The organism is Paenibacillus baimaensis (assembly GCF_025567575.1).
Map to the genome: position 1 here is coordinate 234,986 of NZ_JAOQIO010000007.1, position 24,576 is coordinate 259,561.

Here is a 24,576-nt window from a genome sequence, read left to right on the forward strand (position 1 = left end):
TATGAAACCAGCTATCGTAGTTGTAGGAAGTTTGAATATGGATATTGTCATTAATGTCGATCACATGCCTAAGGAGGGTCAGACGCTCATTGGTACCGGATTAACGGAAATCCCGGGAGGAAAAGGAGCCAATCAGGCAGTAGCGATCGGCAAGCTGCAAGCACCGGTTAGCATGATCGGGAAAGTCGGAGCGGATCCGTATGGTACCTCCCTCTTGAATTCTCTAACAGCCTCCAACGTCAATACAGAGCATATCGTTACCTCTGCCGAGAAATCCGGTGTTGCTGTAGTTACCGTAGATCAGAGTGGCAGCAACCATATCATTGTTATTCCAGGTGCTAACTTTGATATCACAGAGCAGGATATTGAGCTGCAAAGGCAAGCCATTGAGCAATGTGAGATTGTGGTGCTTCAGCTTGAGGTTCCAATGGAGGTTGTCAAATACACCCTTCAATTAGCCAAGCAGCTTGGTAAAACAACGATATTGAATCCAGCTCCTGCCAAACCTCTCGATGATGAGCTCTTGTCCTACGTCGATATTTTGATCCCCAATGAGCATGAGCTGGCGGATATTTGCGGAATTGAGCTGGTCGATGACCAGAGCCTTCAAGCTGCGACTCAGGCGCTGCTGGCCAAAGGCGTCCAATCACTCATTGTAACACTTGGCGAGAAAGGCTGCTGTTATGCAGATCATCAAACGTTCAAAATGTTCCCGGCCCATAAGGTCAAAGCCCTGGATACCACCGCTGCCGGAGACAGCTTTATAGGTGGCTTTGCAGCCAGCTATGTGTCCAATCCGAATATGGATGAAGCGATCCGGCAAGCCCAGATTGTAGCCGCCATCACGGTGACCCGCGCCGGAGCCCAAAGCTCACTGCCTACTCTGGCAGAGGTGCAGCAGTTTGCCCGCGAATGAATTAGATAAGGGGAGAGATATTTTTGCAAGAGAGAATTGGAAGTTTAAGAATATGGAAAAAAAGCGCAATACTCAGCACGGCCGTATTTCTTTCAAGTATCACTTGGGCGGTTCATGCGAACGCGGAGGGCAATACGTCGCCTTTGGTTTCGGGTCATAATCCTGAAGAAATCATGTCTAAATGGGAACAATACCGTCCTAAATTCAACGGAAATCCGTTTATCGAGCAGCCGCTGCTGGTACCGCCTTACACTACGGGCAGGCTGAATGCCGAATTTATTCAAGACGGCGTCAACATGGCCAATTATGCTCGTTATTTGGCAGGCTTGCCGGACAATCTGACGGCCGATCCAGCGCTCAACGATCAGGCACAGCACGGTGCCGTCCTGCTGTCGGTGAGGGACAAGGGCTTGTCCCATACGCCGGACAAGCCCTCAACGATGGATGACAGCTTTTATAAGATTGGCTACAAATCAACCAGCAGCAGCAATCTGTACAGTGGGGCTACCCAATTGTACTCAACCGTTATCGGTTATATGAGTGATAGCGATATGAGCAATATCGACCGTCTTGGACATCGACGCTGGATTCTGAATCCACCGCTCCGATATACAGGGTTTGGCTTAGCCAGCGGCAACACAACCTTTTCACCGATGCAGGTGTTTGATAAAAGCGGTACAGCAGCATTTTCCATGCCCTACATCGCTTGGCCTAGTCCAGGAGCGTTCCCTACCAACGCTTTTAAACGTGGAGATGCCTGGTCCATCACGCTGAATCCGGCACAATATAAAACACCGTCCGCCGATCAGGTAAAAGTCGTGCTTAAGCGTAAAGGGGACGGTAAAGTATGGACCTTTGACCAAAAAGATCGGGGTATTCCCTCAGACCCCAAATCATTTGCCAACCGCAATTATTTTAATGTAGAAACATCAAACTTCGGGATTGCCAACTGTATCATTTTCCGTCCTGCATTAGTAGGCACTATCGAGAATAACGACGAGTATGAAGCCCAAATTACGGGTATTCAAGCTATTAATGGCGCACCCGCCACAATTACATATACGGTACGTTTTTTTGATATTCCAGACAAAGCGGATCAAGCCGCCTTCTTAAGCGAATGGTCCAAACCAAGTGATCAGAAGGCCAATTTAAACCCGGTCGCTTTTCAAAGCGCCGATTTTGAGAAAATGATCCGCACCATACTGGAGAAACCCCAGGAACCGGTAACGGATTGGGATTTATCGAGAATTACAGCGTTGGATATCGATTACAGCACCGGAGATATAGCCAAAGACGCAGGTTTGCTGAGAAAATTCACGAGCATGGAAAGACTTCAGATGTTCCATATGAAGGATGCCGATATTTCGTTTTTGTCCGAGTTGAGGTCGCTTCGCGATTTGACGGTACGAAACCAGAATTTGACTATCAACGGTATTGATGCTCTGAAGCAGCTGCCAAATTTAAAAATTTTGTACCTCCAGGGAGATGTAGCTACAAGCCAGCTAACCGCTCTGCTCGACCCTATGAAATCACTGCAAAAGCTCGACATTTGGAACGATTCGGTTACCGATTTGAATTTCGTTCCCCATATGGCCAACCTGCAGCGTCTGTCTGTCGGCGGCAAAGCATTACGTGATATTTCGCGTTTGGACAAAGCTCCACTGCTGCGAGAGCTCGGTCTGCACAGTAAAGCCATTACCGATTATTCGAGTGTCAACCGCCTCGGCCAATTGGAAACGCTGGAGTTAAATTCATCAGGCCTATCCGAATTAACCTGGGTGTCCACACTTACCCATCTCAAATCGATGGATATTACGGACAATGCTGTAAGCAATTTATTGCCACTGTCCTCTCTGACCAGCCTGGAGACACTGTATGCCAGTAACAATCGGATTCAGAACGTAGCACCACTTGCCAGTCTGCCGAACTTATCGACCCTTTATTTATCATCGAATGGGATCAAGGATATATCTCCGTTTATGACAGCGAACATGAAATGGAAGTACCTGAATTTGAACTACAATTTCCTAGATGTCGCACCAGGCAGTCCACCACACAAATGGCTGGAAGCCCAGTCAAAAAAAATAGTTTCTTATGACAAGCAGCAGCAGTTGAAACTAAAAAGCCTCCGTCTTGCGGATAAGCCCAATGCCTCTGTCTCCAATTCGTACATGCTTGTAAATGAAGCCATTGCAAAAAAAGTGATTGCCGTATACAACGATTATAGTGAAAAGACACTGAGCGAGGGCGTGAATTGGGAATCCTCCAGGCCGGATACGATAGACGTGGAGGGCGACACACTTGTGGCCAAAAAGAAGGGTTATGCTCAGATCAAAATCAAAGCAGACGGCTTTGACCAGTCGATCAGCGTCACGGTGCTGGACAAGCATAACATCGATAGCTATAAGGCCAATGTCCTTTCTGACGCATCCCTGATCAAGATGAACACAATGATCCTCCTCGCTGTCAACAGCTCAAGCGCATACGTTCAAGGGGAGAAAAAAACACTGCAAGCCAAGCCGCTAATCGACAATGACAGTACCCTGCTGCCCGTTCGGTTCGTCTCGGAAAATCTGGGCGTGCAGGTAACCTGGGATGCAGATACGCAAACAGCCACCTTGACCGGTTCAGGTGGCAGCAAGATAACGATTACCGTTGACTCTATGCAAATGAAGATGAATGAAGCCATTGTCGACTTGCCCGTTTCGGCAAAAATTATCAATGGCAGTACCTATTTGCCGCTGCGCGTACTTTGCGAAGCACTTGGCAAAAAAGTCTCCTTTTCGGATGGAGTCATCATCATAGGTGAACGCGATTACGAGCAGGATCATGCGCTGTATGACGAGCTTATTGCGTTATACGGTACAGAGCTCAGGTAAAACCAGATCAAACAAATCAGAGGCTATCCTTCGAGTAGATTTCTCTACTAAGGGATAGCCTCTCTGTATGAGATCCAGCTCATACAACTACCAATCGGTATAGGTATCGGGCACCTGCCTACTCCCAGTTAACGGTCTCCCATGTTCCCGACCGCGCACTCCGTACAATGGCATCATTAATTACCATGATCTCGTAGCCCTCTTTAAACGTCGCCACGGAACCAGATATCGGCACTTGATTCACGATGGCCTGATAATAGTTATGCATCATATTCTTCAAGCTATCGGTCCAGCCTTCCTCATGTCCGCTTGGATAATGCATGAAGGGGAGCGCTTCCTTCTTGAGCTGACTCGGGTCTCTCAGAACGGTTTCTCCCGGTTTGTCGCGATAGCCCATCATTAATCGAAAAGGCTCTTCCTGTTTCCATGAGCCGGAAGCCTGCGAACCGTCCAGATTAATTTCAAGGGCATTCTTTTTGCCGGCCGATACTTGAGATACGGTAAACACGCCGCGAGCACCATTATCAAACTTCACAAGTACAGAACAGTAATCCTCAGTCTTAATATCTACCAGTTGTCGATCATGAGTCGAGCTCGGTTGAAAGGATTCTCCTTGCGCAGCGTTCATATACCGTTTCGGAATCACAACCGCCAGATCGGCGAATACCTCAACGATTCTTAAATCCGTTACATACTGAATAAGGTCAAACAAATGCGACCCGATGTCACTGATGGCTCTCGTCTGTCCCCCATACTCAGGCTCCATTCGCCAATTATAATCCGTATCATACAGCAGCCAGTCCTGCAAATAGCTGCCTCTAATAATATTAATCTCCCCTAAATCCTTGTCCTTGACCATCGACTTCAGATGTTGAACCATCGGAAACTGCCGATAATTAAAATTGATACCGGTCACCAGCGACGTTTGACTGGCCAGCTCGTGTAGCTCCTTTGCTTCTTCACGGGTTAACGTCAACGGCTTTTCCGATAGTAGATGCTTGCCATGGAGAAGCACCTGCTTGTTAATTTCAAAATGAAGATGGTTAGGTGTACAGTTATGAATCACTTCAATTTCAGGATCATTCAATAAATCCATATAATTGCCATAAGCTTTAGGGATCTTGAGCGCTTCCGCATAAGCATCCGCCTTGTCCTGCCCATTCTGACCTATCGCCACAATATCCACGTATCCCAACCTTCGAACTGCCTCCAGATGGGCTTTTCCGATAAACCCCGCCCCGATGATAGCCGCTTTGATCCTGCGCATGAACATCCACTCCCTTAGTTTTGACTATAGCAGATATACTTTTAACTTTCAATATTAAAAGTATATTTTATAAAGATAAAAGATCATATACGCACAGATCATCCGCCAGCACTTTTGGCAAACAACAAAAAACTGAACAGGTTATTACCCCATTCAGCCATTTCAACTTATTTGTATGTCCCCAGGCTTGGCATCACATTCAGAAAATGCTCTGGATCATCATTCGTTGCCTGAAGGATCAATTGATCTATCGTCATATAAGCGCCACCGATCAGTCCAGCCTTGCTGCCTAATAACGATTTATTCATCATCAATTTACGGGTAGCCAGCGGCATCGATCTTTGATATACACTTTGGCGAATCGCTGCGAGGAATATATCGCCAAATTCGGACAGCTTGCCGCCAATTGAAATTAATGACGGATTCGAGAAATTTACGATAGAAGCAATCACTTTGCCAATCGCAGCTCCGCTCTCGCGGATTAACTCCACAGAGGCCGGGTCCAGCTTAAGCAAGCCTTCCCCCAAGTCATCGAGTGTCAGCCTTCCGTTACGCTCCAGCAGCTGTAACAAATACTCACTTTTACCGGATAAAGCGAGCTGCTTCGCCTTTTCGACGATTGCCTTGCCTCCTGCGTTCGCTTCTAGGCATCCACGATTCCCGCACCAGCACATCACATCATTGCCAATATCAAAATGCCCGATATCACCGGCACTTCCCGTGGAGCCGCGATACAGCTTGCCATCATAAATCACACCGGAACCGATACCCGTACCGACCTTGATGTGAATTAAATTATCGACTTCAAAATTCAAGCCCTTGGCATATTCGCCAAGCACCATATTGTTAACATCATTATCTACATAACAGGGACACGCATAATGCTGGAACCAGAATTCACGGATTGGATACTGATCCCAGCCTGGCATGATAGGGGGTGCGATAGGGGTTCCCAAGGAAAAATCGACAGGGCCCGGCACTCCGATTCCGATCCCTTTAATCAGGCTCTTATCGAGATTATATTCCTGAAGCAAATGGTCCACCAACTGCTGGACCTCAGGTAGAACGGCATCAGGACCTTGATTAATATCACTTGGCGAGTTCGTCGCCGCTATAATCTCACAGTCAAAGTCCGCAATCGCAACCTGAACGTAGGAAATACCCAACTCAATGGAAACGATGATACCGTGATTTTTATGAATCGCGTATTGCTTAGGCTTTCTACCACCGCTGGAAGCACCTACATGGGAAACCATGATCAGCTTTTCCTGCATTAATCGATCGACATGAACAGAAACTGCCGATAAAGAAATCCCAGTCTCATTGGCAATTTCCGCCTTGGACAGTGGCTGCCTTGCTCTCCTTATCAGTTGGAGAACGCGTGCTGTTAGGAGTAGCACCGTAATTTCACCACTTTCGAACTTGATCAGTTTTCACCTTGTTGACACAGGAGCTTAGCGCCTCCTATGAGCACTCAGTCATAATCCTTATGTACCCATTCATCCTCGGGAATCGGCAGAGGCTCACCTGAAAAGCGTTGCTCCTCAAAAGCATCCGCCGTATTGTGGAAGCCATTACGCTCCCAGAAGCCTTCCTTGTCTTCCTTCATAAACTCAATACCCTGAACCCACTTGGCGCTTTTCCAAAAATAAAGATGCGGTACCAGTAATCGCAGCGGCCAGCCGTGCTTTTTCGTTAGCGGTTTGCCATCGTATTTGATCGCAAGCAGGATTTGATCACCCATTAAATCCTCCAGCGGAACATTCGTTTCGTAGTCATTATCCGCATGAAGCATTACATATTTCCCTTGTGGCTCTATGTTCAGCAAGCTCAGAAAATCACGGAAGCGTACGCCCTCCCATACCGTGTCCAGCTTGGTCCAGCGGGTAACGCAATGAATATCACAGACAACCTCGGTTTGTGGCAGTGCTAACAGATCCTCGTAGCTGAACTCCCGTTCCTCTGCAACCTCACCAAATACACGTAAGGTCCACTTGGACATATCGTATTCAGGTACTTCACCCTCGTGTAAAATAGGGAAGCGCTCCGTCACCACTTGTCCAGCCGGAACTCTGCCTGCAAGCTGTGAGTCCACTTGTGGAACCTGCATCCGTTTAATACGATCAGCCTTCGTAACTTTATTCATCTATACAATCTCCTATCGGGTAATAAATTCAGCTCTTGCCTTGTATCCTTACCCATCATATCATAGATCGTCCTACAATCGGAACCCGCGCGGATCTATTCAAAGGTCTGAAATGTCCTTGCTTTTCTTGAACGACACTTCTTCTAGCTGACTTTATTTGTACGGGCACAGCAACCTTTTCAGTAAATGGACCGTCTAAGGATTAACTGCAGGAGAGTGAGTAACTATAATTAAGAAAGGTGGAACATCATGATGAAAAAGATAACAGCGATTGTTTCAACAGCCCTTTTGTTATGCACAATGTCGGCTGGCTCCGTATTTGCCTTTACGGATTTGGATACAGCAGAGAAAGAGCCTATTATGATGCTTAAAGATAAAGGGATCGTAACCGGCGTGGATAGCGAGCATTTTGCCCCACGCAGTCCGATCAGCTATGCTCAAAGTGTGAGCTTGCTCGTCAAAGGCCTGAACCTGAATCTCGATACGATACGTTTTTTTAAAAAACCGGAGGCTTCTGATTACTTCACCAAGGTACCTAATGATGCCTGGTATGCGGAAGCGTTTATTATCGCCCAGTTGAACGGACTTAACATTCCCAAGGATGTAGACCCAGGCGCTACGATTACTCGTGAACACTATGCCGATCTGCTCATTCATGCGCTGGACAAAAAAGGGACATTTCCTGTGATTCTGATGTATATCGGCTTTGCTGATGAAGACCAGATCGACAAAGCGTATACGAATAGCATGCAGCTTCTATATCTGCACAAGCTGGCCAAGACAGAGGAGAACCATATGGCCTACCCTAAACGGGAAATGACCCGTGGGGAAGCCGCTGTCTGGGTTAGCAATACGATCCGGTTTCTCGAAGCCCACTCCGTTAAACTGACGAATCCGCAGCAGGATGAAGTAACCGTAGCGGTTGAGCCAGTGAACGCAGATTTGAACCGAATTACGCTGTCACGGGGCATCACACCCAATCCAGGCTACGGCATCAAGATTGAGGGCATTCGTTTTCTTACTGATGGAACTGCACAGATCCAGTACAGCCTGACCGAGCCTCAGCCGGATATAATGAATCCGCAGGTCATTGTAGAATCTAAAGCAGACACCTACCTGTCCTCGAAGTATAAGCCCATTGCCGTCGAATTGCAGCCAGCCAAATAAAAAACAAAGAAGCCAGCTCAGATATAACAAGTTGGCTTCTTTATTGTAGACATAACCTATCTACAGCCTTACGACAATATTCTAATCGGCGAGCCCGACAAAAACGCTACTATATTTTCCACAGTATCGCTGTAAAAAGTTTGATAATTCCCTTGGGACACGTACCCGAGATGCGGTGTGGTTAATACATTGGGGAGACGACGAAACACATCATCCTTTGGCAAAGGCTCCACCTCGAATACATCCAGCCCCGCCCCTGCTATCCGCTGGTTCTGGAGAGCTTCGACAAGAGCTGCCTGATCCACAATCGGTGCGCGCGAGGTGTTGATCAGATACGCCGTCGGGCGCATTAGCTTGAGCTCCTTCTCGCCAAGCAGCCCTCTCGTCCGTTCGCTGAGAACGAGATGGATCGAGACAATATCACTGCTTTCGAGCAGTTCCTCTTTGGAGGCTGCATAACTCACCCCTACTTCTTCGGCACGCGCTTTGGTTAAATTCTGGCTCCATGCCGTCACGTCCATCCCAAAGGCTTGGCCAATCCGTGCCACCCGGCTGCCGAGCTTGCCAAGCCCCAGCAAGCCGAGCTTTTTTCCTTGAAGATCCATGCCAATCGTGCTCTGCCAAGGACCATTCGACTGAATCGCATTATGTTCCGGTACAATATGGCGGGCAAGTCCGAGAATCAATGCCCAAGTAAGCTCTGTAGTAGGATCACCGCTGCCCGAAGTGCCGCTAACGACAACACCGTGAGATGCAGCTGCTGCCAGATCTATGGAAGCATTACGCATGCCCGTCGTGATGAGCAGCTTCAAGCGCGGCAGCCGCGCAAATAATGGCGCCTTAAAAGGAGTGCGTTCACGCATAGCTACAATGATGTCATAATCCTGGATCGCGCTGACCAGCTCATCCTCCTGATCAAAGTGCTGCTGAAAAACCTGGACCTCTACCTGCTCCGAAATAGTCGACCAATCCGCACTATGCAAGGCAGCATTCTGATAATCATCGAGAATCGCACATCGTAGTTTCATTGTTACCTCCCAAGAGTTGATGAAGAAAACGGCTTACAGCTAATTATAAGCTAATCATCCGCCCTCAGCCAGCCTCAGAATATCCTTAGGCTCCAAAATGGATCGCTCATCGTCCGTATTCACGGTATGAATCATGGCCATCCCCAGTTCCCTCAGTGTTATCAAATGATTGGGGAAAAGGCGTTTAAGTGGAGGATACAACCAGGACAGCAGGGAATACAACCGATGAGCATTCTGGAGCCCCTTGGTTGGATGTATATAGCCGGGTCTGAACATAAATGCTCTCTTGAACGGAAGCTGCAGCAGATGATTTTCCGTTTTCCCCTTCACTCTGGCCCACATGCTTCTTCCCTGCTCAGAGCTGTCAGTCCCCGTTCCGGTTACATAACAAAAGGTCATATCGGGATTGAGTCGGGATAACAGTTCAGCCACATGCATCGTAAGTTGATACGTCACTCTCTCGTAATCCGCTTCTTTCATCCCGGCAGAGGAAACGCCCAGACAAAAAAAGCAGGCGTTGTAAGGCGCTAATTGAGCGGTGATAGGCGTCAGGTCATAAAAATCATGATGCAGGATTTCAATAAGCTTCGGGTGTGTTACACCACACGGCTTCCGATTAATTACTAATACCTGCTCGACATCCGGATGCATAAGGCATTCGTGGAGTACACCTTCCCCTACCATCCCGGTAACCCCCGTAATAATCGCCCGTATTTTCTGATGCGGTGTATTTGCGGTCCTTGTGTTATTAAGTGACGAGTTAACGTTGGATGACATATGGCTTTCCTGCTTTCTGCTGGCTTTGTTTTAAATCAGATCTTTGAGTGCTACATTCAATGAAGAATCGGAATAATCCGTGGAAATACTCAGCTTTTCCCACCGTTCCGTTTCGGCGAGCTTGCCTTGATCGATCAGCTTGGCCATATATACAGCGTCGCTACCGAGCAGAAGTCTAAGTGGCGGATTCTCCTCATTGACAACTGTAATGATCGCTTGTGCCCCTTTGGCCGGATCACCCGGCTCTGTACCTGTTTTCTCACGAATGTATTCCTGTAATTTGCCTACTGTACCTTGATAATCCTCTCCAGGTTCAACGTGACTCATAGAGGAGCCTGCCCAGTCTGTGCGGAAGCCGCCTGGTTCAATGATCGTGACTTTTAAACCAAGTGGAGTCACTTCCTTGGACAAAACCTCGGAAAAGCCCTCGACTGCCCACTTGGCTGTCTGATAAGCACCCAGTCCCGGTGCGCCACTGCGGCCGCCTATAGAGGAAATCTGCACGATATGACCTGATTTTTGCTTGCGCAGAACAGGCAATGCCGCTTTTGTTACGTTAATAACGCCCCACAGGTTCGTGTCGATTTGAGCATGGAAGTCCTCGAATGATGTTTCTTCGATTGAAGACATATTCCCATATCCGGCATTGTTGACTACAACATCAAGCCGTCCAAATGCTTCGACAGCGGCTTGTACAGCGGCTTCGGCTTGCTCGGGGCTTGTAACGTCCAGCGTTACAGCGCGCACCTGATCTCCATATTGTGCTACAAGATCGGCTAGTTGTTCGGTCTTACGGGCCGTTGCTATCAATTGATCTCCATGCGCCAAAACAGCTTCAGCAATACTGCGTCCAAGTCCTCGCGAGCTTCCTGTTATCAACCATACTTTAGACATATGAATAATTCCTGCTTTCATTATAGGATTTTGTTTTAAATGATTTTAAATTAAACGATCATTCGTTCTTTATTATATAAAAAAAAGAAATAACTACGCTTGGATGGCATCCCAACTCATTTGAGTTATTTCCTTGAGTTTTTCCTGATTGAACACTACAGCCCCTTTAAAATGCTCCTTGGCCATTTGTGTGACGGGGTAGTAACAATACATGAGCAGCAGATTGGCATCCACTTGTTTTAATAGTTGCTGTTGCTGTCCTTTTTGAACGAATTCATGAAGCGTTCTAAAAAACCCGATACTCTCATCCAGACACATTCTTGCAATCAGCGGCGAGTTTGTGAACTGTTCCAGAAACAGAAAATAATCCTTATTATCAAGAACGAAGTCCTTCAGATTGCTCATAATCAATTCAAAGCCTGCTTGAATCGGGGTCGTTTCGTTAATTCCATGAAGCATTTTCAAGCTCATTTTTTCTTTAACATTCAAATAGAGCTTTTTCAGCATGTCCTCCTTATTTTCAAAATATACATAAATCGTTGATGGAGATACATTTGCCCGTTTGGCAATCTTGGACATCGAAATGTCTGAAAAACCAATTTCGTTCAAAAGCTGGATCGTCGCCTGGAAGATCGCTTCGCTTTTATTATCATCTTTATGTCTCATATTTGTATAATAAACGATCATTCGGTTATTGTCAAACCTTAAAAAGCCCGATCATCGGAATGAAACCCCGAATCCCGCGGCTGATAGCTAATTACATCTGATCATTATGACTTCCCAATAATCAACGAAAGAATACCTGCTGCAATAAGTGGTCCCACAGGAACCCCCTTCAGAAAAGCTACTCCAATAATGGTGCCTATGATTAAAGCAGTCACTATCGAGGGCTGTGCCGACATCAACTGAACGCCGCGGCCTCCCAGGTAGGCAACACCAACACCTACAAGTATGGCTGCGATCGACTTCCAGTTCAGAAAAGACTTGTACAAAGACTCCAGACTCATACTTCCACTCGCTAGCGGTGCCAGGATCCCGATCATCAGAATGATGATGCCTATGGACAATCCATGCTTTTCGATCCATGGAAAGGCTTGCTGCAGATTCAGAACTCGGAGCAGCAGCAGGAAAACAGCAGCGATGGTAATGGAGCTGTTGCTGCTCATTATGCCGAGAAAAGCTAACAGGACAAGCAATATAGAAGGCATATCCACCTGTGACATCATGTGCAATCCCTCCCCTAGTACCAGCTCGTAAACACAGAAGATGATCCATAGGCTAGCGGTACAGCAGCTCCGAGCATCAGCAGGGGTCCCCACCAGGTAAACATGGAAATACCTGCACATAAGCTGATAAGCAGCAGAGCTGGCATCACCAGAATGGGAGTTACGGCTTGAAGCGCTTGATGCTTGGCTGCATCCTGAATGTCAAACAGCTTCAAAAACGAAGCGTTCATCTCTTCTTTACAGAACCGTTTTCTCCAATAGGCCAACATACACGCAGCCACGACCCAGATCACGATCTTGAGTGTTCCCGGTAAAAAAAACAAGGCCGCTCCCATCACCACCGCAAACTGTACAGTAAATCTCCATTGCGTCCCGCTGCGAAAATACGATTTGGCCAAAAAATCAGACAGTCCGCTGGCCGCGCCTGCACCACGGAACAATCGCTGCGATCTTCCAAACAGTAATGGATACTTGCGTGTCGGTCTGATCCTCCGTTTAACGACCCGAATCAGCATCAGTGATACAATCCTCATCCGGGAATCGCTCTCTCTGGCAATATCGGCAAAAAAGGCACCCTTCTGGGCCAGTCGTACTCGGCTAAGAACAACAAACAGCACTAATAGCACCAGCATCCCGCACCAGCTGAACACAGGCTGCTCAATAATGTGAGCAACGATATCCTCATATAAGAAGAAAGCGCCCGTAAATAATATAATCCGCAATAACCAAAGAACGATTCCGTACAGATGGAGAGCAAGCAGCTGACGGGCTAATCCCAAAGTTACTTTTAACAAATAGGTCAGAACAAACAAGTTCGCAACCGCAGCAGCTGTAAAGGAGAAGTTCTGGTATAACAAAGGCAGCAGCAAAGCTACCAGCAGTAAGGTTGTGACGCCCTGCAGAACCAGAGAATATCTATAGCCGAGAACCATCAAATGGCGGAACCAGCTTTGATTTTGCCTGAGAAAGAGCTGATCCCCCTCCTCAACAAAATAACGTATCGTCCCCATCCAGGTAAATACATACAATACCGCTGCAACCATCGGTAACGTAAACAAATGAAACCACGCAGGAGGCGTGTGGAGCCATGTTATATAGTGATAACCTGCCACAAGCATCAAGGGAATGACAACATACAAAGCTACAATCCAGTCCACGGCAAGCCGCAGCGCTTTATATTGATAGCTCCAATCCGAACCTACTCTTCGAACAAATAATCGCCAGCTGCTCGTCAATGTGCCCCGTCCCCCCATCATAGCAAGGAGTGAAAGCAATCGAATAAGGGAGCATCAGGTAAGCCGGACTGCTGTTGAATATCATGCAGTGTTCCGTTTGCTACCAGTCTGCCACCCGATAAAAGCACAAAAGAGGTACAAATCCGTTCAGCCGTATCCAGCACATGCGTGCTCATCAGGATACCCGCTCCCCGCTGCCGTTCATCATCAAGCATACCGAGAAAATCCTTGATCGCCTTGGGATCCAATCCAATAAAAGGCTCGTCCACAATGTAGACATCCGGCTTATTCAGGAATCCCAGGATGAGCATGATTTTTTGCTGCATGCCCTTGGAGAATTTGCCTGGCAGATGATGCTTTTCATCCAGCAGCCTGAAGCGGCGCAGCAAATCATCCGCTCTTTCCAGAAATACGTCCCGATCCAGTTCATACACAGCAGCTGCAAACTCCATATGCTCCCAAAGTGTCAGCTCGTCATAAAGAATCGGATGCTCGGGGATATACGCATAGCTTTTCTTCTCACCCATAAAGGTGATCTCTCCTTTAAAATCCTTGAGCAAGCCCAGAATACTCTTGATCGTAGTACTTTTTCCTGCTCCGTTCGGGCCCAGCAAACCGACGAGTTCACCTTGCCGTACATCAAATTGAATTTGCTTGATCACGTCGGATTGACCTTCGTAGCCCGCTTGCTCAATATGCACTTTCAACACTGCCAATCGTTCTTTGACCACTTGCTTTCACTGTCCCTTCCTGCATCTTCTCAAAGTATAATGCACAATTCCAAATAAATCATCTTTTGCGTTATGAGTTCAAATTTATATTGTGCACAATTAAATTGACAACAATTATAATTCGTTTTATAATCGGGTTATAGCATTTCCAGCCTGATGATGTGCAACTATAACCTGAGAGAGGGATGAGCGAGATGTCGATTTATGATTATACCGTGAAAACAACCAAAGGCGAGATGAAATCCATTGGAGATTATAAAGGAAAGGTTATGCTGATTGTGAACACGGCAAGCAAATGCGGCTTCACTCCACAGTACAAGGAGCTTCAAGCGTTATATCTGCAATATAAGGATAGCGGACTGGAAATTCTCGGATTCCCCTGCAACCAATTTGGCAGAGGCGAGCAAGGCTCCAATGAGGATATCCAGAGCTTTTGCGAAATTAATTTTGGTGTTACTTTTCCCTTATTTGATAAAATAGATGTGAATGGAGCTAACGCGGCCCCACTGTACAAGTATCTCAAGAAAGAAGCCACAGGTATTCTCGGCTCAGAATCGATCAAGTGGAATTTCACCAAGTTTCTCGTAGACAGTGAAGGCCATGTATTGAAAAGATACGGATCTGCTGATAAACCTTCAGCTGTAGAGAAGGATCTGGAGGGTCTACTAACGGGATTGATATAATTCCTCCCCAGCAAGCAAAGAAAGTTGAATATTTGGGACTCGTAGAGTTGAGTTAAAGGTATCTTCGAAAAATGGAAATACGAGCGTGGGAGTTAAAGGCGGATAGCATTTGTTTGGAGCACAAAGCGTTGTTTGATTCCAGAAAGTTTCGGAACGAACCGATTTACACAATTCTCATGGTCCAAGTGTCTGGAGCCCACAAGGACCTGTGGGCTCTTTGGCAAGTAATAGCTTCTACATTTTCATCCAATCGATCAATCTTCCTATCCATTCATTCGGATTGAGTTTTTGTTGAAGAAAAATACCCATCCAAACTATAAAACTAAGCAACGAAAGAGCTGCAAAAAGGCTCAATTCCTTAACCGATTTTCTCTTTCGTAACATCATGATAAAACTCCCAACAAACCCGACCATAAAACATACAATAAACCAGATCACAATAAGCCTTCCTTACTTTTGCTGCGACTTTTCCGGAACCAGGTCATCAAGAGGAGCAAAACAGGGATTCCAATTCCATAAAAACAGGAATATAGAAAAATGTATCGTTTATCCCACTCTATATTTTCCACTACGTTATCGTTAAATGAAATCGCGAGCCCGGAGACAAGCAGGATAAGGGGCACTGCGATCCATGTCCTGTCGTTGACTCGAAATAATTGACAGATGCCCAGCACAGCACAGTAGTAGGCCGTACAGAGCTTGAGGAAAATCCAGATTAGCCAGACAATCACAATTGTCGATTCCACATGGTCGATGAATTCGGCAATTTTGAGCTCCTGAACAATGATATACAGTGGGTACGTAGAATGAGATGCACGAGTCACTCCAAGAACACCTATGGTCACAAAAACAATCCCGCTTAACAGAATCGTCCCCATAGCTATACCATATAACAAACCTGACTTGACCCCATTTTTCACATAAGGAGCCAGCATCATAAGACAAACAGATTCCATGTAAGGAAATCCGATAACAGTGGTTGAATTGATTATCATCTGCCAGGCATCCGTCTGAAACATGGGCCACAAGCGATCCGTCCGCCATTCGGATAAGGTTAATAAATAGATAATCACTACAACAATTAAGACAAATGGGGTCAAGAATTCACTAACTCTTGCTATAGTCTCAATTCCTTTGATAGCGGCATAACAAACGATTAATAGTAGCATGAGATGAAATACAGAGATTGGCGTACGCGGCATAACAAGAGTCTTCATGAAATCACCAAGATTTCGAGTGACCCAGCCAGCCGTCTGCACAAAATACCAGATATAAAGCAGCGCAAAGAATCCTCCCACTGGTTTCCCGAGCACCTTTATGCAAATTTGCACGATACTTAACCCAAGATTGGCTTTTGCCAGTGTCAACCACAAACAGACGATCAATAAAGCAATGGTTCCCGCTAATAACGGAATGATCCAGCCATCTTGCTTGGTTGAGGCAATAATACCTCCTGGTCTAATAAAGAAAGAGGTGCCAATTGTATAATTCAATGTCAATAGAAAAAACTGCCACCTGCTGATGCGTGCTTCCTCCATCGTCATCACCTTTTCTTTTTAAACGGATCTATAGTATCACCGACAGTTTGTATGATGCAATTTACGGTAATTTCAAGACGTGTTTCGTCCAATATATTTTTATCTTTTGAGGTGACTTCTCCGATTTTTACTTGATTTCGTTTGATTTGTTCCTCGACATCAAGAATGTCCCAACCGTTTTGTTTAGTTTTCTCATAAAAACGGTGAGCTTCCTCTGAGACTTGTTCGTTGAACTTTTTTTTGATTTCATCCAGATTTTGAACAGTCAACTTCGTAGTTTGAGAATTTTCTAGAATATCAAGTTTCGCCTTGATATCGATCTTCAAAACCGGTTGGCCGGCTTGTATTAATATTTTCTTGCGTACCTTAATAGCCATAGCCCGGACATTGACATGCCCCCCATCTAAGCTTAATAATTGGTGAAAAGTCGTAATTTGCCCATTCAACAAATTGACCAAGGGCATCTCCGACGTTTTTAATTTCCCAATCATCTGGCCCGCTTTGAATACGGCGCCTCCGTCCAGTGCAATGTTTCCCTTATTTGCATCAATTTGTTCATAACGATTAGTGGTGGGTTTGGGCTGTGAGCTCGATAGTGTAATAAGGGGAAGTATGGTAAGTGAAGAACCTTCCATATTCTCAACCAGATCTTTGACTCGCGATTGCTTGCTTGCCCGACCTGATTGCTTGAACTGATTTTCAACGATAGTATGTATAACCCTGCCTGGCATCCTCTCCAGGGTCGTATATGTATCCATAATGTCAGAGAGTCGAGAAGTGGTTACGAACAAGTGGATAGTGGATCGGTTGTCCGAATGCTTGACCAAATAATTAATAAGCTCCTCTACTCCTTCTTTAGCAGTCCTTTCGGTCACAACCAATGACTGATAATGGTCGAAAAAAGGCCGCCTTGGAATCTTGTCGAGCATTTTATCATAAATCTCTCCAATGGTCTTTGATTCGATACGATACGAATATATAGGAGAATTGATCCCCGACGTTTTTTGTGTAGCTATCCCTGAAGGATTAATAATATGATAATAAACGGTATACAATCCGGTATCTGGATTTTTGTCCAATCCGATAAAGTTTACAATAGCAAGCTGATTCACTTCCACCATATCCCAGCAACCTGTCAAACAAAGGCAAGAAATGATCATCAAGTAACCTTTACAATACCTGAGAAAACGTTTGAAGTTCATGAGTTTCACCTTTTTTTGCGTTTTGTATGATTCATGCGAGGATAGGTTTTCATCCGTGATCTTGGCACGCGAATTAGCGTGTCCTTCCAATCCGAAAGAAACGTTGGTGCTACAGGAGCCATAAATGGAACACCGAACGATTTCAGTGAAACGAGGTGCACAATAGTAAAAAGGACACCGCATAAGATCCCGTATAATCCCATAAATCCGGCCAATATCATGTAAGCATACATGAGAAATCGCTGCGACAAGCCAAAGTTATAATATGGGGCTACAAAGCTCGTGATAGCGGTAACAGCTACAACAATAACCATCGCGGCCGATACAAAACCAGCCTGTACCGCGGCTTCCCCTAATACAAGTGCTCCCACAATCGAGATCGCTTGACCCGCAATTCGTGGCATTCGCAAACCGGCTTCACGCAGTACCTCAAATATACCCGTCATCAAAAAGGCTTCCACATATGAAGGAAACGGAACTCCTTCCCTCTGTGCAGATAGGCTTACAAGAAGCATAGGTGGAATCAATGCTTGTTGGTATAAGGTAACAGCAATATAAAGTGCTGGGACGAATATGGCCATCAAGTAAGCCAAAAACCTGATCCAGAGCATAAAAGTGGCGACATCCGCTCTTTGGAAATAATCTTCAGGCGACTTAAAATATTGAAAAAAAGTAACAGGTCCGATCAGCGCTATTGGACTCCCATCGACCAAAATAGCTACCCTGCCTTCCAATATATGTGAAACCGTGACATCGGGCCGTTCCGTTTTCATGATCAAAGGAAAGGGAATGAATGTTTTGTCAGCAATCCATTCCACAATATAGGTACTGTCCAGAATACTATCTGTTTCAATAGCCCGAATGCGGTTACGACATTCATTTACTACTTCGGTCGGTGCGAGATCCTGCATGTAACTCAGCAAAACTCTCGATTCAGTGGACGTGCCCAGCTTCATTTGTTCGACTCGAAAATTTGAGGATTGAATTCTTTTTCGCAGCAAGCCCAGATTGGTCGTCAGGTGCTCATTAAAAGCCTCATTTGGTCCCTGAACAGTCGTCTCTGTTTTAGCTTCCGCTACGGCACGATGAGGAAAATGAGCAACATCGAATAATAGCACTTCGTCTGCCCCAGGGATAGAAAACAAACATTTTCCTTCCAAAAGGCCTTGTACGCAAGAGTCCAAATCATAAGTTGTCGTCGTTGCAACAATAGGAATGGTGTTCTTTAAGTTTTCCACGAGATTCAAGCCGTTCTCCAAACCATCAAACATTTGAGCCTCCGAAAAAAACCGCAGAACATTGTTATCAATTTTATTCTTGTCCACCAAGGTTTCGATAAATAAATAGCACCCCTGAACGTCCGCGCTTAGTGCAAAAGTTTGATATATTAAGTCCGGTGGATTTCCTATGACATTAATCAGTTGATCAAAAAAAGCATCGGACTCATTTTTATCATACATAGTTGTCATATTGGAAATGGTTAACGCCAACCCTCCGAATTTTTTTGTATTCGCTTTTAATATCTCCCTCTCTTTGTGAAAATAAACGTAAACCGTCGGTTGATATATGGATAAATAGTATGTAAAGACAATAAAAAACCGGAAATTTTTTGTGAAAAACCAAAAAACTCCGGTTATATTCAAGTATCCCCTGTATTTATGTCAATCGACACGTGTGGCTTCACGGACATCGGCTAATAGCTCTTTCAACTGTCCAAGCATTTCAACATAATTAGCTTCGGTTTTGCAAATATCAGCAAATATGGTTTCCGGCGCACGCTGCAGCTGCGGTTTCAACGATTCACCCTTGGCGGTTAAGCTGACTTCGACTTTACGCTCATCCTCCAGGGAACGCTTACGAAGCACTAAATCAGCTTCCTGCATACGCTTCAGAAGCGGCGTTAATGTCCCTGAATCGAGCAGCAGCTTTTCTCCAAGCTCCGTTACGGTACAATGACCAACCTCCCACAGAACGACCAAAACCAGATACTGTGGATAAGTAAGGCCAAATTTGTCCAGAACCGGCCTATACAAGCGAGTGATTTCACGTGAGGATGCATAAATCGTAAAACAAAGTAAATTTTCCAGCTTGATCATTTCTTCATTCTCTGACATTATGAATCACTCCTTCTCGCAGATCACAGCTATTATTTATCGTTATTATACTCCATAGTATAGCTCAATTTAACAATCTTTCAAAATTTAATTGCACACAACTTAATTAAGGATTGGAAATTGCTGTTATCCGCTATTTCACCCTTGGGAAGACACAGCCATCAGGAGCTTAAATTCCTCAATCGTACGTGGAGGGGTAACATCCTTACGGATGGATTCGGGCAAAGCCTGCCACAGCTCCAGCAGCAGCGGCAGTTCGAGACTGAGTGACTGAATCCGCTCTTCATGCTGAAATAGCTCATGCGGTGTGCCTTGCATTACACATTGTCCATGATCCATAACCAGAATCCAATCCGCCCATGAATAAGCCAGATTCATATCATGTGTGGCCATCACGATCGTAATGCCGTTCTCATGAATCCGATCCAATTCCTCGACCAGCTGCTGCTCGGACAAACGATCCAGATACGCTGTAGGTTCATCCAACATCAGCAGCTCAGGCTCAAGCACAAGTACTCCGGCAAGCGCTACCCGTTTCTTCTGGCCCAAGCTCAAATGGTGAATCGGCTTGTCCGCCAGATGCTCCAGACCCATAGCCGTCAGCATACGACGGGTTCGCAGCGCGATTTCCTGTTCAGCCATCCCGGCGTTGCGCAAACCATAGGATATATCTTCAAACGGCGTGCTCAGAATCAACTGCTGCTCGGGGTCCTGAAACACAAGACCGATCTGCTGGCGAAGTTTTTTGAGAGCCTCCGGACGATACGATAGCGGAGTATCATGCCACCGCATTTCTCCGACCACAGGACGGTGTATACCAATCGCCTGAAGGAAAAAAGTTGATTTACCGGAGCCATTATGGCCGCAAATGGCAGTTTTCTTATGCTTGGGTATACTCATCTTCAGTCCCTGAAGAGCTTCCGTATCCGTACCGGGATACCTGTAATGTACATCTCTTGCTTCTAAGATCGATTTCATTACTGTTACCTCCATCGAATCCAACACTCCAGCCCTAATAAGAGGCTTACTCCGATCCAGCTTTCCAACCAGTAACGAGGCGCAACGGGCTTAGCCATATAAGGAGCCATCCGAATCTCATCCGTAAAACCCCGGGCTATCAGGCCATGGGACAGTGCTCTATACCTCTGCATAGTCTTGCCAAACAAGCGAACGATTAAAATCGCCGTGTCGTTCAGCCTGCCGCGGAACCCGGACTGACCGCCTCTCGCTTTTTGGGCTGTATACATGTGCTGCGCCGTTTCTGACAGCAGGAAAAGAAAACGGTACATAATCAGCATAATTTCCAATACCAATGTGGGCATTCTCAGCTTGTTCATCACCTGAAACAACTCGGACATCGGCGTTGTCAGCATCACAAAGGTAAGACAGGAAAGACAAGCAACGACTCTTGCAAATAAATAGCCCGCTTGATGCAAGCCTGCTTCCGTCATATAACATGTCCAATTCATAAATGTAAAAAGCACTTGATTCGTGCTTACTGCCGCTATCGAATCTCTGGACTGCGTTCCGATCTCGATCACAATGGCAGGCAGGCTGGTCACATAAAATAAACAAGGAAGCCCTATCAGCAGGATATAGGATTTAAAAGGGATTCGGGCATAAAAAACAGTCCATACGAGCATCCAGCCTGCAAGGCAGAGCTGTACAACGGGATGCGACAAATATGCGCCTACGAACAGAACGGCCGCAAAACCGCATTTCCACGCAGGAGACACGGACCGCAGCCGATTCTTATAGGATAGTGTATCAATCAGCTTGATCATTGTTTATTCGGCTTAACCGATTTACCCTTGAACCAGCCGATCGCATAGCCGATGAAGCCTGCACCAATTGCCGCCTGAAGTGCGAAGAGCATGCTTTCCGTTTCGGGAGGAGGTTCGACAAGCGATGAGAACCACGGCTTATAGCCAGGATGAAGCTCTGCGATGATCTGTTCGGCAGCATCGTCCGCTCCGCCAAATTCACCATTGACCAGAATCAGCGGAAGAACCGCCAACAGCACTACAGCTGTCAGCATAAGTATATTTTTAGTACGACTTGTCATGGCTGCTTAACTCCTTTCATTTTGCGTTGAAGAATGGACAGCTCCTCAGAGCTGTAGGCCTGCAGCCAGTTCCAAATCAATACCGTGAGCAGACCTTCACTGATAGCCAGAGGAATTTGGGTGATCGCAAACACACCGCCGAACTTGATGAACGAAGCCAGGAAGCCGCCATTTTCCGCAGGAAAAGCCAACGCCAATTGAATCGAGGTTACCACATAAGTGGACAGATCGGCACATGCAGCTGCCGAGAATATGGCCAGCTTTTGCTTGCCTGTTGTGTTCATCAGCCATTTATAAATGACATAACCTACCATTGGTCCTGCAACCGCCATGGAGAAGGCATTTGCTCCAAGTGTTGTCAAACCGCCGTGTGCCAGCAGCAGCGCTTGAAACAACAGTACGATAGATCCGAGCACGCTCATTGGCAGAGGTCCGAACATCACGGCACCCAAGCCTGTCCCCGTTGGATGCGAGCTGCTTCCCGTTACCGAAGGGATCTTAAGAGCTGACAGCACGAAAGTAAAAGCACCCGCCAGACCCAGCATAATTTTCAACTCCGGTGTTTCCTTGTTGATTTTGACCAAGGCGCGTAATCCGAGTATGAAAAAGGGAATAAACACAACCCACCAGAACACAGCCCAGCCCAGTGGCAGGAACCCCTCCATAATGTGCATCGCATAGGCAGATTGAGGCTCGTTAACAACAAAATACAAGGTAAAGGCCACAACCACTAATAAGGCTCGAAACATCTTTTTTGCTTTCATTCTCTAAATCCTCTCTTTCCCATAATAGGCGAAACAAAAAAACCAATCCTTTAGAATTGGTCATGGGTACATCACAATATAAAACAGGATCCTGCGGGATCGCCGTTTCATCGTTTGTACACCACTCCTTTCCGCGAAGGCTGTCGGGTGATTAAATTAGGTAGGTCTCCTGGCTTTCGGATCTTCGTTTTCTTCCGTCTTCCCCGATACATTACCGAGTGACCTGCATGAAAAAAAACTCCCCGAATACAGTGGCGGGACCGCTCGGGAGTTGCACCCGATTCCCTGTTACCCCTTATTGTCTAATGGGCACCTAATTCATGTATGCTTTTGATTTGCTGTTGAGTACCTTATATTCGATATCGACAACGATTTTCCTGTTCCGTAGCATAAATTTATAAAAACATGACACAATCAGACCGTACAAAAGCATCTGTAGTCGTGTCATTAAATGATTGACATCGAGTGTAACCATTTGTAAAATTAAAAATGCCAAGTCAAGAGATCGGTTTAATCCGTTTCATGAGAAAGGAAGTTAGCAATTCATGTTTTTTTTGCGTTCGCTTATCATTTGCTGCTATCTTATGACCGCTTATTGGGCATCTATCCATTTTCCTTCATTAAAGATGGTATTTTATCCAACGCTCGGCGCATTCAGCTTCTTGTTCATACACCGAATAGGCCAGCTCAAAGATGTTGTACGCATCATTATCGGAGCTATCATTGCAGTATCGCTCGGAAGCTTCTTTTATACAATTAATACCGGGGCCGTCTCATTTTTTGCAACTGCAATTGTAACGATATCGTTGATCCAAGTGTTCAAATGGAATGCCGCTCCCATATTAGCGGTTTCGTTCATTCCTTACTTCGCCCATCCTGACAGTCTATGGGCACTGCCCATAGCTGTGTTGGCTTCGCTGGCAGGTCTGCTCATCCCGCTCTGGCTGATTAGCAGATTGGAGCAGTTCACATGGCTTATCCGCTTTAATGAGGCTGCAGAGCAGCTGCGTCTTAAAGCTTTAACTGTAACCCGAATCCTTAAGGAACCACCTGCCACGGAGATCATCCAGAAATCGAGAAACTAAAGCAGTACCATTTTCCAACAAATACCTACATCCTGTCCTGCTCAGATAAGCCAGATGGGATGTTTGTGATTTCACTGCCCAACTGAGTCCTGAGCATCCCATCCAAGGCTGTGATGGAAGTACAAAAAGACCGACGGGGTTTACCCGCCGATCCCAATTCTTCTATTTTATTATTGCTCGCCCGCTGCAATTGCAGCAAGTCGCTCCTGAATCCGTTCTGTGCAAACACCACCATGATACGTAATGACGGTCTCAATATCATAATCGAGCAGCTTGGCGACCGAGCTGAGTGCCTGCTCCATATCGGGTGTAAATGCTTTGTTAGGCGGCATCAGCACACCATCCTGTGAGGTCAAGGCGTCGCCGGATATCAAGGTTTTACTTGGCTTGTGATAAAGGCTGATATGATCCGGTGTATGACCCGGGGTGAAAATCACTTGAATCCCCCCGCAATAAGGAAGCTCATCACCATCCTGAAGCGCCACATCAACCTTGGAAGGCGGCACAAGAACACCTCTTTTTATGATGGGTACTTCCCCTAATAGGTAAGGCTTGGTCAATTCATGTGCGAAAACCTCAATCTGTCCCTCTGAAGCCGAGAGCAGCTCAGGCAGACTGCCGATATGATCCAAATCCTGATGAGTAATAATGATTTTTGTAAGCTTGTCAAAGGGAACCGCTTCCTGAGCAAGTGAAGCCCGAATCACCTCCAGCTGACCGGGAATTCCTGTATCCACAAGAATGCCATCGTTCTCATCCCATAGTAATGCAGCATGAACGGCAAACGTATGTTCACCTGCTTGCATCGACCACTGTACAGCTTTAATTCCTGAGCCTGCTGCCATGTCCTGCACCTCCA

General features: G+C 46.1%; 24 protein-coding genes and 1 riboswitch. Of the genes, 5 read left to right on the top strand and 19 right to left on the bottom strand.

Going from position 1 to position 24,576, the window contains the following annotated elements:
- Window position 1 precedes the first annotated feature (1 nt).
- Entirely contained in the window at window positions 2–916 is a 915-nt protein-coding gene (gene rbsK / locus OB236_RS02770; RefSeq protein WP_262682609.1) for a ribokinase, read from the top strand.
- A gap of 23 nt (window positions 917–939) precedes the next feature.
- A complete protein-coding gene (locus tag OB236_RS02775) occupies window positions 940–3,795 on the top strand; it encodes a stalk domain-containing protein (protein ID WP_262682611.1) in 2,856 nt (951 codons plus the stop codon).
- 118 nt (window positions 3,796–3,913) lie between these two features.
- Here the strand turns inward: OB236_RS02775 and OB236_RS02780 are convergent, their stop codons facing one another.
- From OB236_RS02780 to OB236_RS02790, 3 genes are all read right to left on the bottom strand, one after another.
- Window positions 3,914–5,062, bottom strand: a complete 1,149-nt coding sequence (locus tag OB236_RS02780) for a Gfo/Idh/MocA family protein (RefSeq protein ID WP_262682613.1) — start codon at window positions 5,060–5,062, stop codon at window positions 3,914–3,916.
- Window positions 5,063–5,229: 167 nt separating this feature from the next.
- Window positions 5,230–6,462: an ROK family transcriptional regulator gene (locus OB236_RS02785; RefSeq protein ID WP_262682614.1), complete on the bottom strand. Its 1,233-nt coding sequence runs from the start codon at window positions 6,460–6,462 to the stop codon at window positions 5,230–5,232.
- 74 nt (window positions 6,463–6,536) lie between these two features.
- Window positions 6,537–7,208 (bottom strand): sulfite oxidase-like oxidoreductase, encoded by a 672-nt coding sequence (locus OB236_RS02790; protein ID WP_262682615.1) that lies wholly within the window; start codon window positions 7,206–7,208, stop codon window positions 6,537–6,539.
- Between the two features lie 249 nt (window positions 7,209–7,457).
- Here OB236_RS02790 and OB236_RS02795 point away from each other — a divergent pair, with 249 nt between their 5' ends.
- Entirely contained in the window at window positions 7,458–8,375 is a 918-nt protein-coding gene (locus OB236_RS02795) for an S-layer homology domain-containing protein (protein ID WP_262682616.1), read from the top strand.
- Window positions 8,376–8,443: 68 nt separating this feature from the next.
- Here OB236_RS02795 and OB236_RS02800 read toward each other — a convergent pair whose 3' ends face one another.
- From OB236_RS02800 to OB236_RS02830, 7 genes are all read right to left on the bottom strand, one after another.
- Entirely contained in the window at window positions 8,444–9,403 is a 960-nt protein-coding gene (locus OB236_RS02800) for a D-2-hydroxyacid dehydrogenase family protein (RefSeq protein WP_262682617.1), read from the bottom strand.
- Between the two features lie 54 nt (window positions 9,404–9,457).
- Window positions 9,458–10,180 carry a Rossmann-fold NAD(P)-binding domain-containing protein gene (locus OB236_RS02805; protein ID WP_262682618.1) on the bottom strand — a complete coding sequence of 241 codons (723 nt, stop codon included), beginning with the start codon at window positions 10,178–10,180 and terminating at the stop codon, window positions 9,458–9,460.
- A gap of 30 nt (window positions 10,181–10,210) precedes the next feature.
- The gene (locus OB236_RS02810; RefSeq protein WP_262682619.1) at window positions 10,211–11,074 is read right to left on the bottom strand and encodes an oxidoreductase; all 864 of its coding nucleotides are present in this window, start codon (window positions 11,072–11,074) and stop codon (window positions 10,211–10,213) included.
- 93 nt (window positions 11,075–11,167) lie between these two features.
- The gene (locus tag OB236_RS02815) at window positions 11,168–11,761 is read right to left on the bottom strand and encodes a TetR/AcrR family transcriptional regulator (protein ID WP_262682620.1); all 594 of its coding nucleotides are present in this window, start codon (window positions 11,759–11,761) and stop codon (window positions 11,168–11,170) included.
- An 83-nt stretch (window positions 11,762–11,844) separates the two neighbouring features.
- Entirely contained in the window at window positions 11,845–12,297 is a 453-nt protein-coding gene (locus OB236_RS02820; protein WP_076229649.1) for a DUF441 domain-containing protein, read from the bottom strand.
- A gap of 17 nt (window positions 12,298–12,314) precedes the next feature.
- On the bottom strand, window positions 12,315–13,535 hold the full coding sequence (locus OB236_RS02825; RefSeq protein WP_262682621.1) for an ABC transporter permease: 1,221 nt from the start codon (window positions 13,533–13,535) through the stop codon (window positions 12,315–12,317).
- Between the two features lie 17 nt (window positions 13,536–13,552).
- Window positions 13,553–14,251: an ABC transporter ATP-binding protein gene (locus tag OB236_RS02830; protein ID WP_240415110.1), complete on the bottom strand. Its 699-nt coding sequence runs from the start codon at window positions 14,249–14,251 to the stop codon at window positions 13,553–13,555.
- A 209-nt stretch (window positions 14,252–14,460) separates the two neighbouring features.
- Here OB236_RS02830 and OB236_RS02835 point away from each other — a divergent pair, with 209 nt between their 5' ends.
- Entirely contained in the window at window positions 14,461–14,949 is a 489-nt protein-coding gene (locus OB236_RS02835; RefSeq protein WP_076229588.1) for a glutathione peroxidase, read from the top strand.
- A gap of 434 nt (window positions 14,950–15,383) precedes the next feature.
- On the opposite strand, the gene OB236_RS02840 is transcribed toward OB236_RS02835, so the two are convergent.
- The 8 genes from OB236_RS02840 to OB236_RS02875 all read right to left on the bottom strand — a co-directional run bounded on the left by OB236_RS02840 (window position 15,384) and on the right by OB236_RS02875 (window position 22,632).
- The gene (locus OB236_RS02840) at window positions 15,384–16,487 is read right to left on the bottom strand and encodes a GerAB/ArcD/ProY family transporter (protein WP_262682624.1); all 1,104 of its coding nucleotides are present in this window, start codon (window positions 16,485–16,487) and stop codon (window positions 15,384–15,386) included.
- A 5-nt stretch (window positions 16,488–16,492) separates the two neighbouring features.
- Window positions 16,493–17,689 carry a Ger(x)C family spore germination protein gene (locus OB236_RS02845; protein WP_262682625.1) on the bottom strand — a complete coding sequence of 399 codons (1,197 nt, stop codon included), beginning with the start codon at window positions 17,687–17,689 and terminating at the stop codon, window positions 16,493–16,495.
- Window positions 17,690–17,694: 5 nt separating this feature from the next.
- Window positions 17,695–19,179, bottom strand: a complete 1,485-nt coding sequence (locus tag OB236_RS02850; protein ID WP_262682626.1) for a spore germination protein — start codon at window positions 19,177–19,179, stop codon at window positions 17,695–17,697.
- A gap of 171 nt (window positions 19,180–19,350) precedes the next feature.
- Window positions 19,351–19,803 (bottom strand): MarR family winged helix-turn-helix transcriptional regulator, encoded by a 453-nt coding sequence (locus OB236_RS02855; RefSeq protein WP_076229583.1) that lies wholly within the window; start codon window positions 19,801–19,803, stop codon window positions 19,351–19,353.
- Window positions 19,804–19,941: 138 nt separating this feature from the next.
- Entirely contained in the window at window positions 19,942–20,781 is an 840-nt protein-coding gene (locus OB236_RS02860; protein WP_262682627.1) for an energy-coupling factor ABC transporter ATP-binding protein, read from the bottom strand.
- A 5-nt stretch (window positions 20,782–20,786) separates the two neighbouring features.
- Window positions 20,787–21,587, bottom strand: coding sequence for a cobalt ECF transporter T component CbiQ (gene cbiQ / locus OB236_RS02865; RefSeq protein WP_262682628.1), 801 nt, complete (start codon window positions 21,585–21,587; stop codon window positions 20,787–20,789).
- Window positions 21,584–21,868: an energy-coupling factor ABC transporter substrate-binding protein gene (locus OB236_RS02870; RefSeq protein WP_076229580.1), complete on the bottom strand. Its 285-nt coding sequence runs from the start codon at window positions 21,866–21,868 to the stop codon at window positions 21,584–21,586. Before OB236_RS02870 ends, cbiQ begins: the two co-directional genes overlap by 4 nt.
- Complete coding sequence (locus tag OB236_RS02875; protein ID WP_262682629.1) at window positions 21,865–22,632, bottom strand: energy-coupling factor ABC transporter permease; 768 nt, start codon at window positions 22,630–22,632, stop codon at window positions 21,865–21,867. The genes OB236_RS02870 and OB236_RS02875 overlap by 4 nt, the downstream gene beginning before the upstream one ends.
- Before the next feature lie 142 nt (window positions 22,633–22,774).
- Window positions 22,775–22,964, bottom strand: a riboswitch (cobalamin riboswitch).
- Window positions 22,965–23,177: 213 nt separating this feature from the next.
- On the opposite strand from OB236_RS02875, the gene OB236_RS02880 reads away from it, so the two are divergent.
- Window positions 23,178–23,717 (top strand): hypothetical protein, encoded by a 540-nt coding sequence (locus OB236_RS02880; RefSeq protein WP_076229578.1) that lies wholly within the window; start codon window positions 23,178–23,180, stop codon window positions 23,715–23,717.
- Between the two features lie 170 nt (window positions 23,718–23,887).
- On the opposite strand, the gene OB236_RS02885 is transcribed toward OB236_RS02880, so the two are convergent.
- Window positions 23,888–24,562: an MBL fold metallo-hydrolase gene (locus OB236_RS02885; protein ID WP_262682631.1), complete on the bottom strand. Its 675-nt coding sequence runs from the start codon at window positions 24,560–24,562 to the stop codon at window positions 23,888–23,890.
- Window positions 24,563–24,576: the final 14 nt, after the last annotated feature.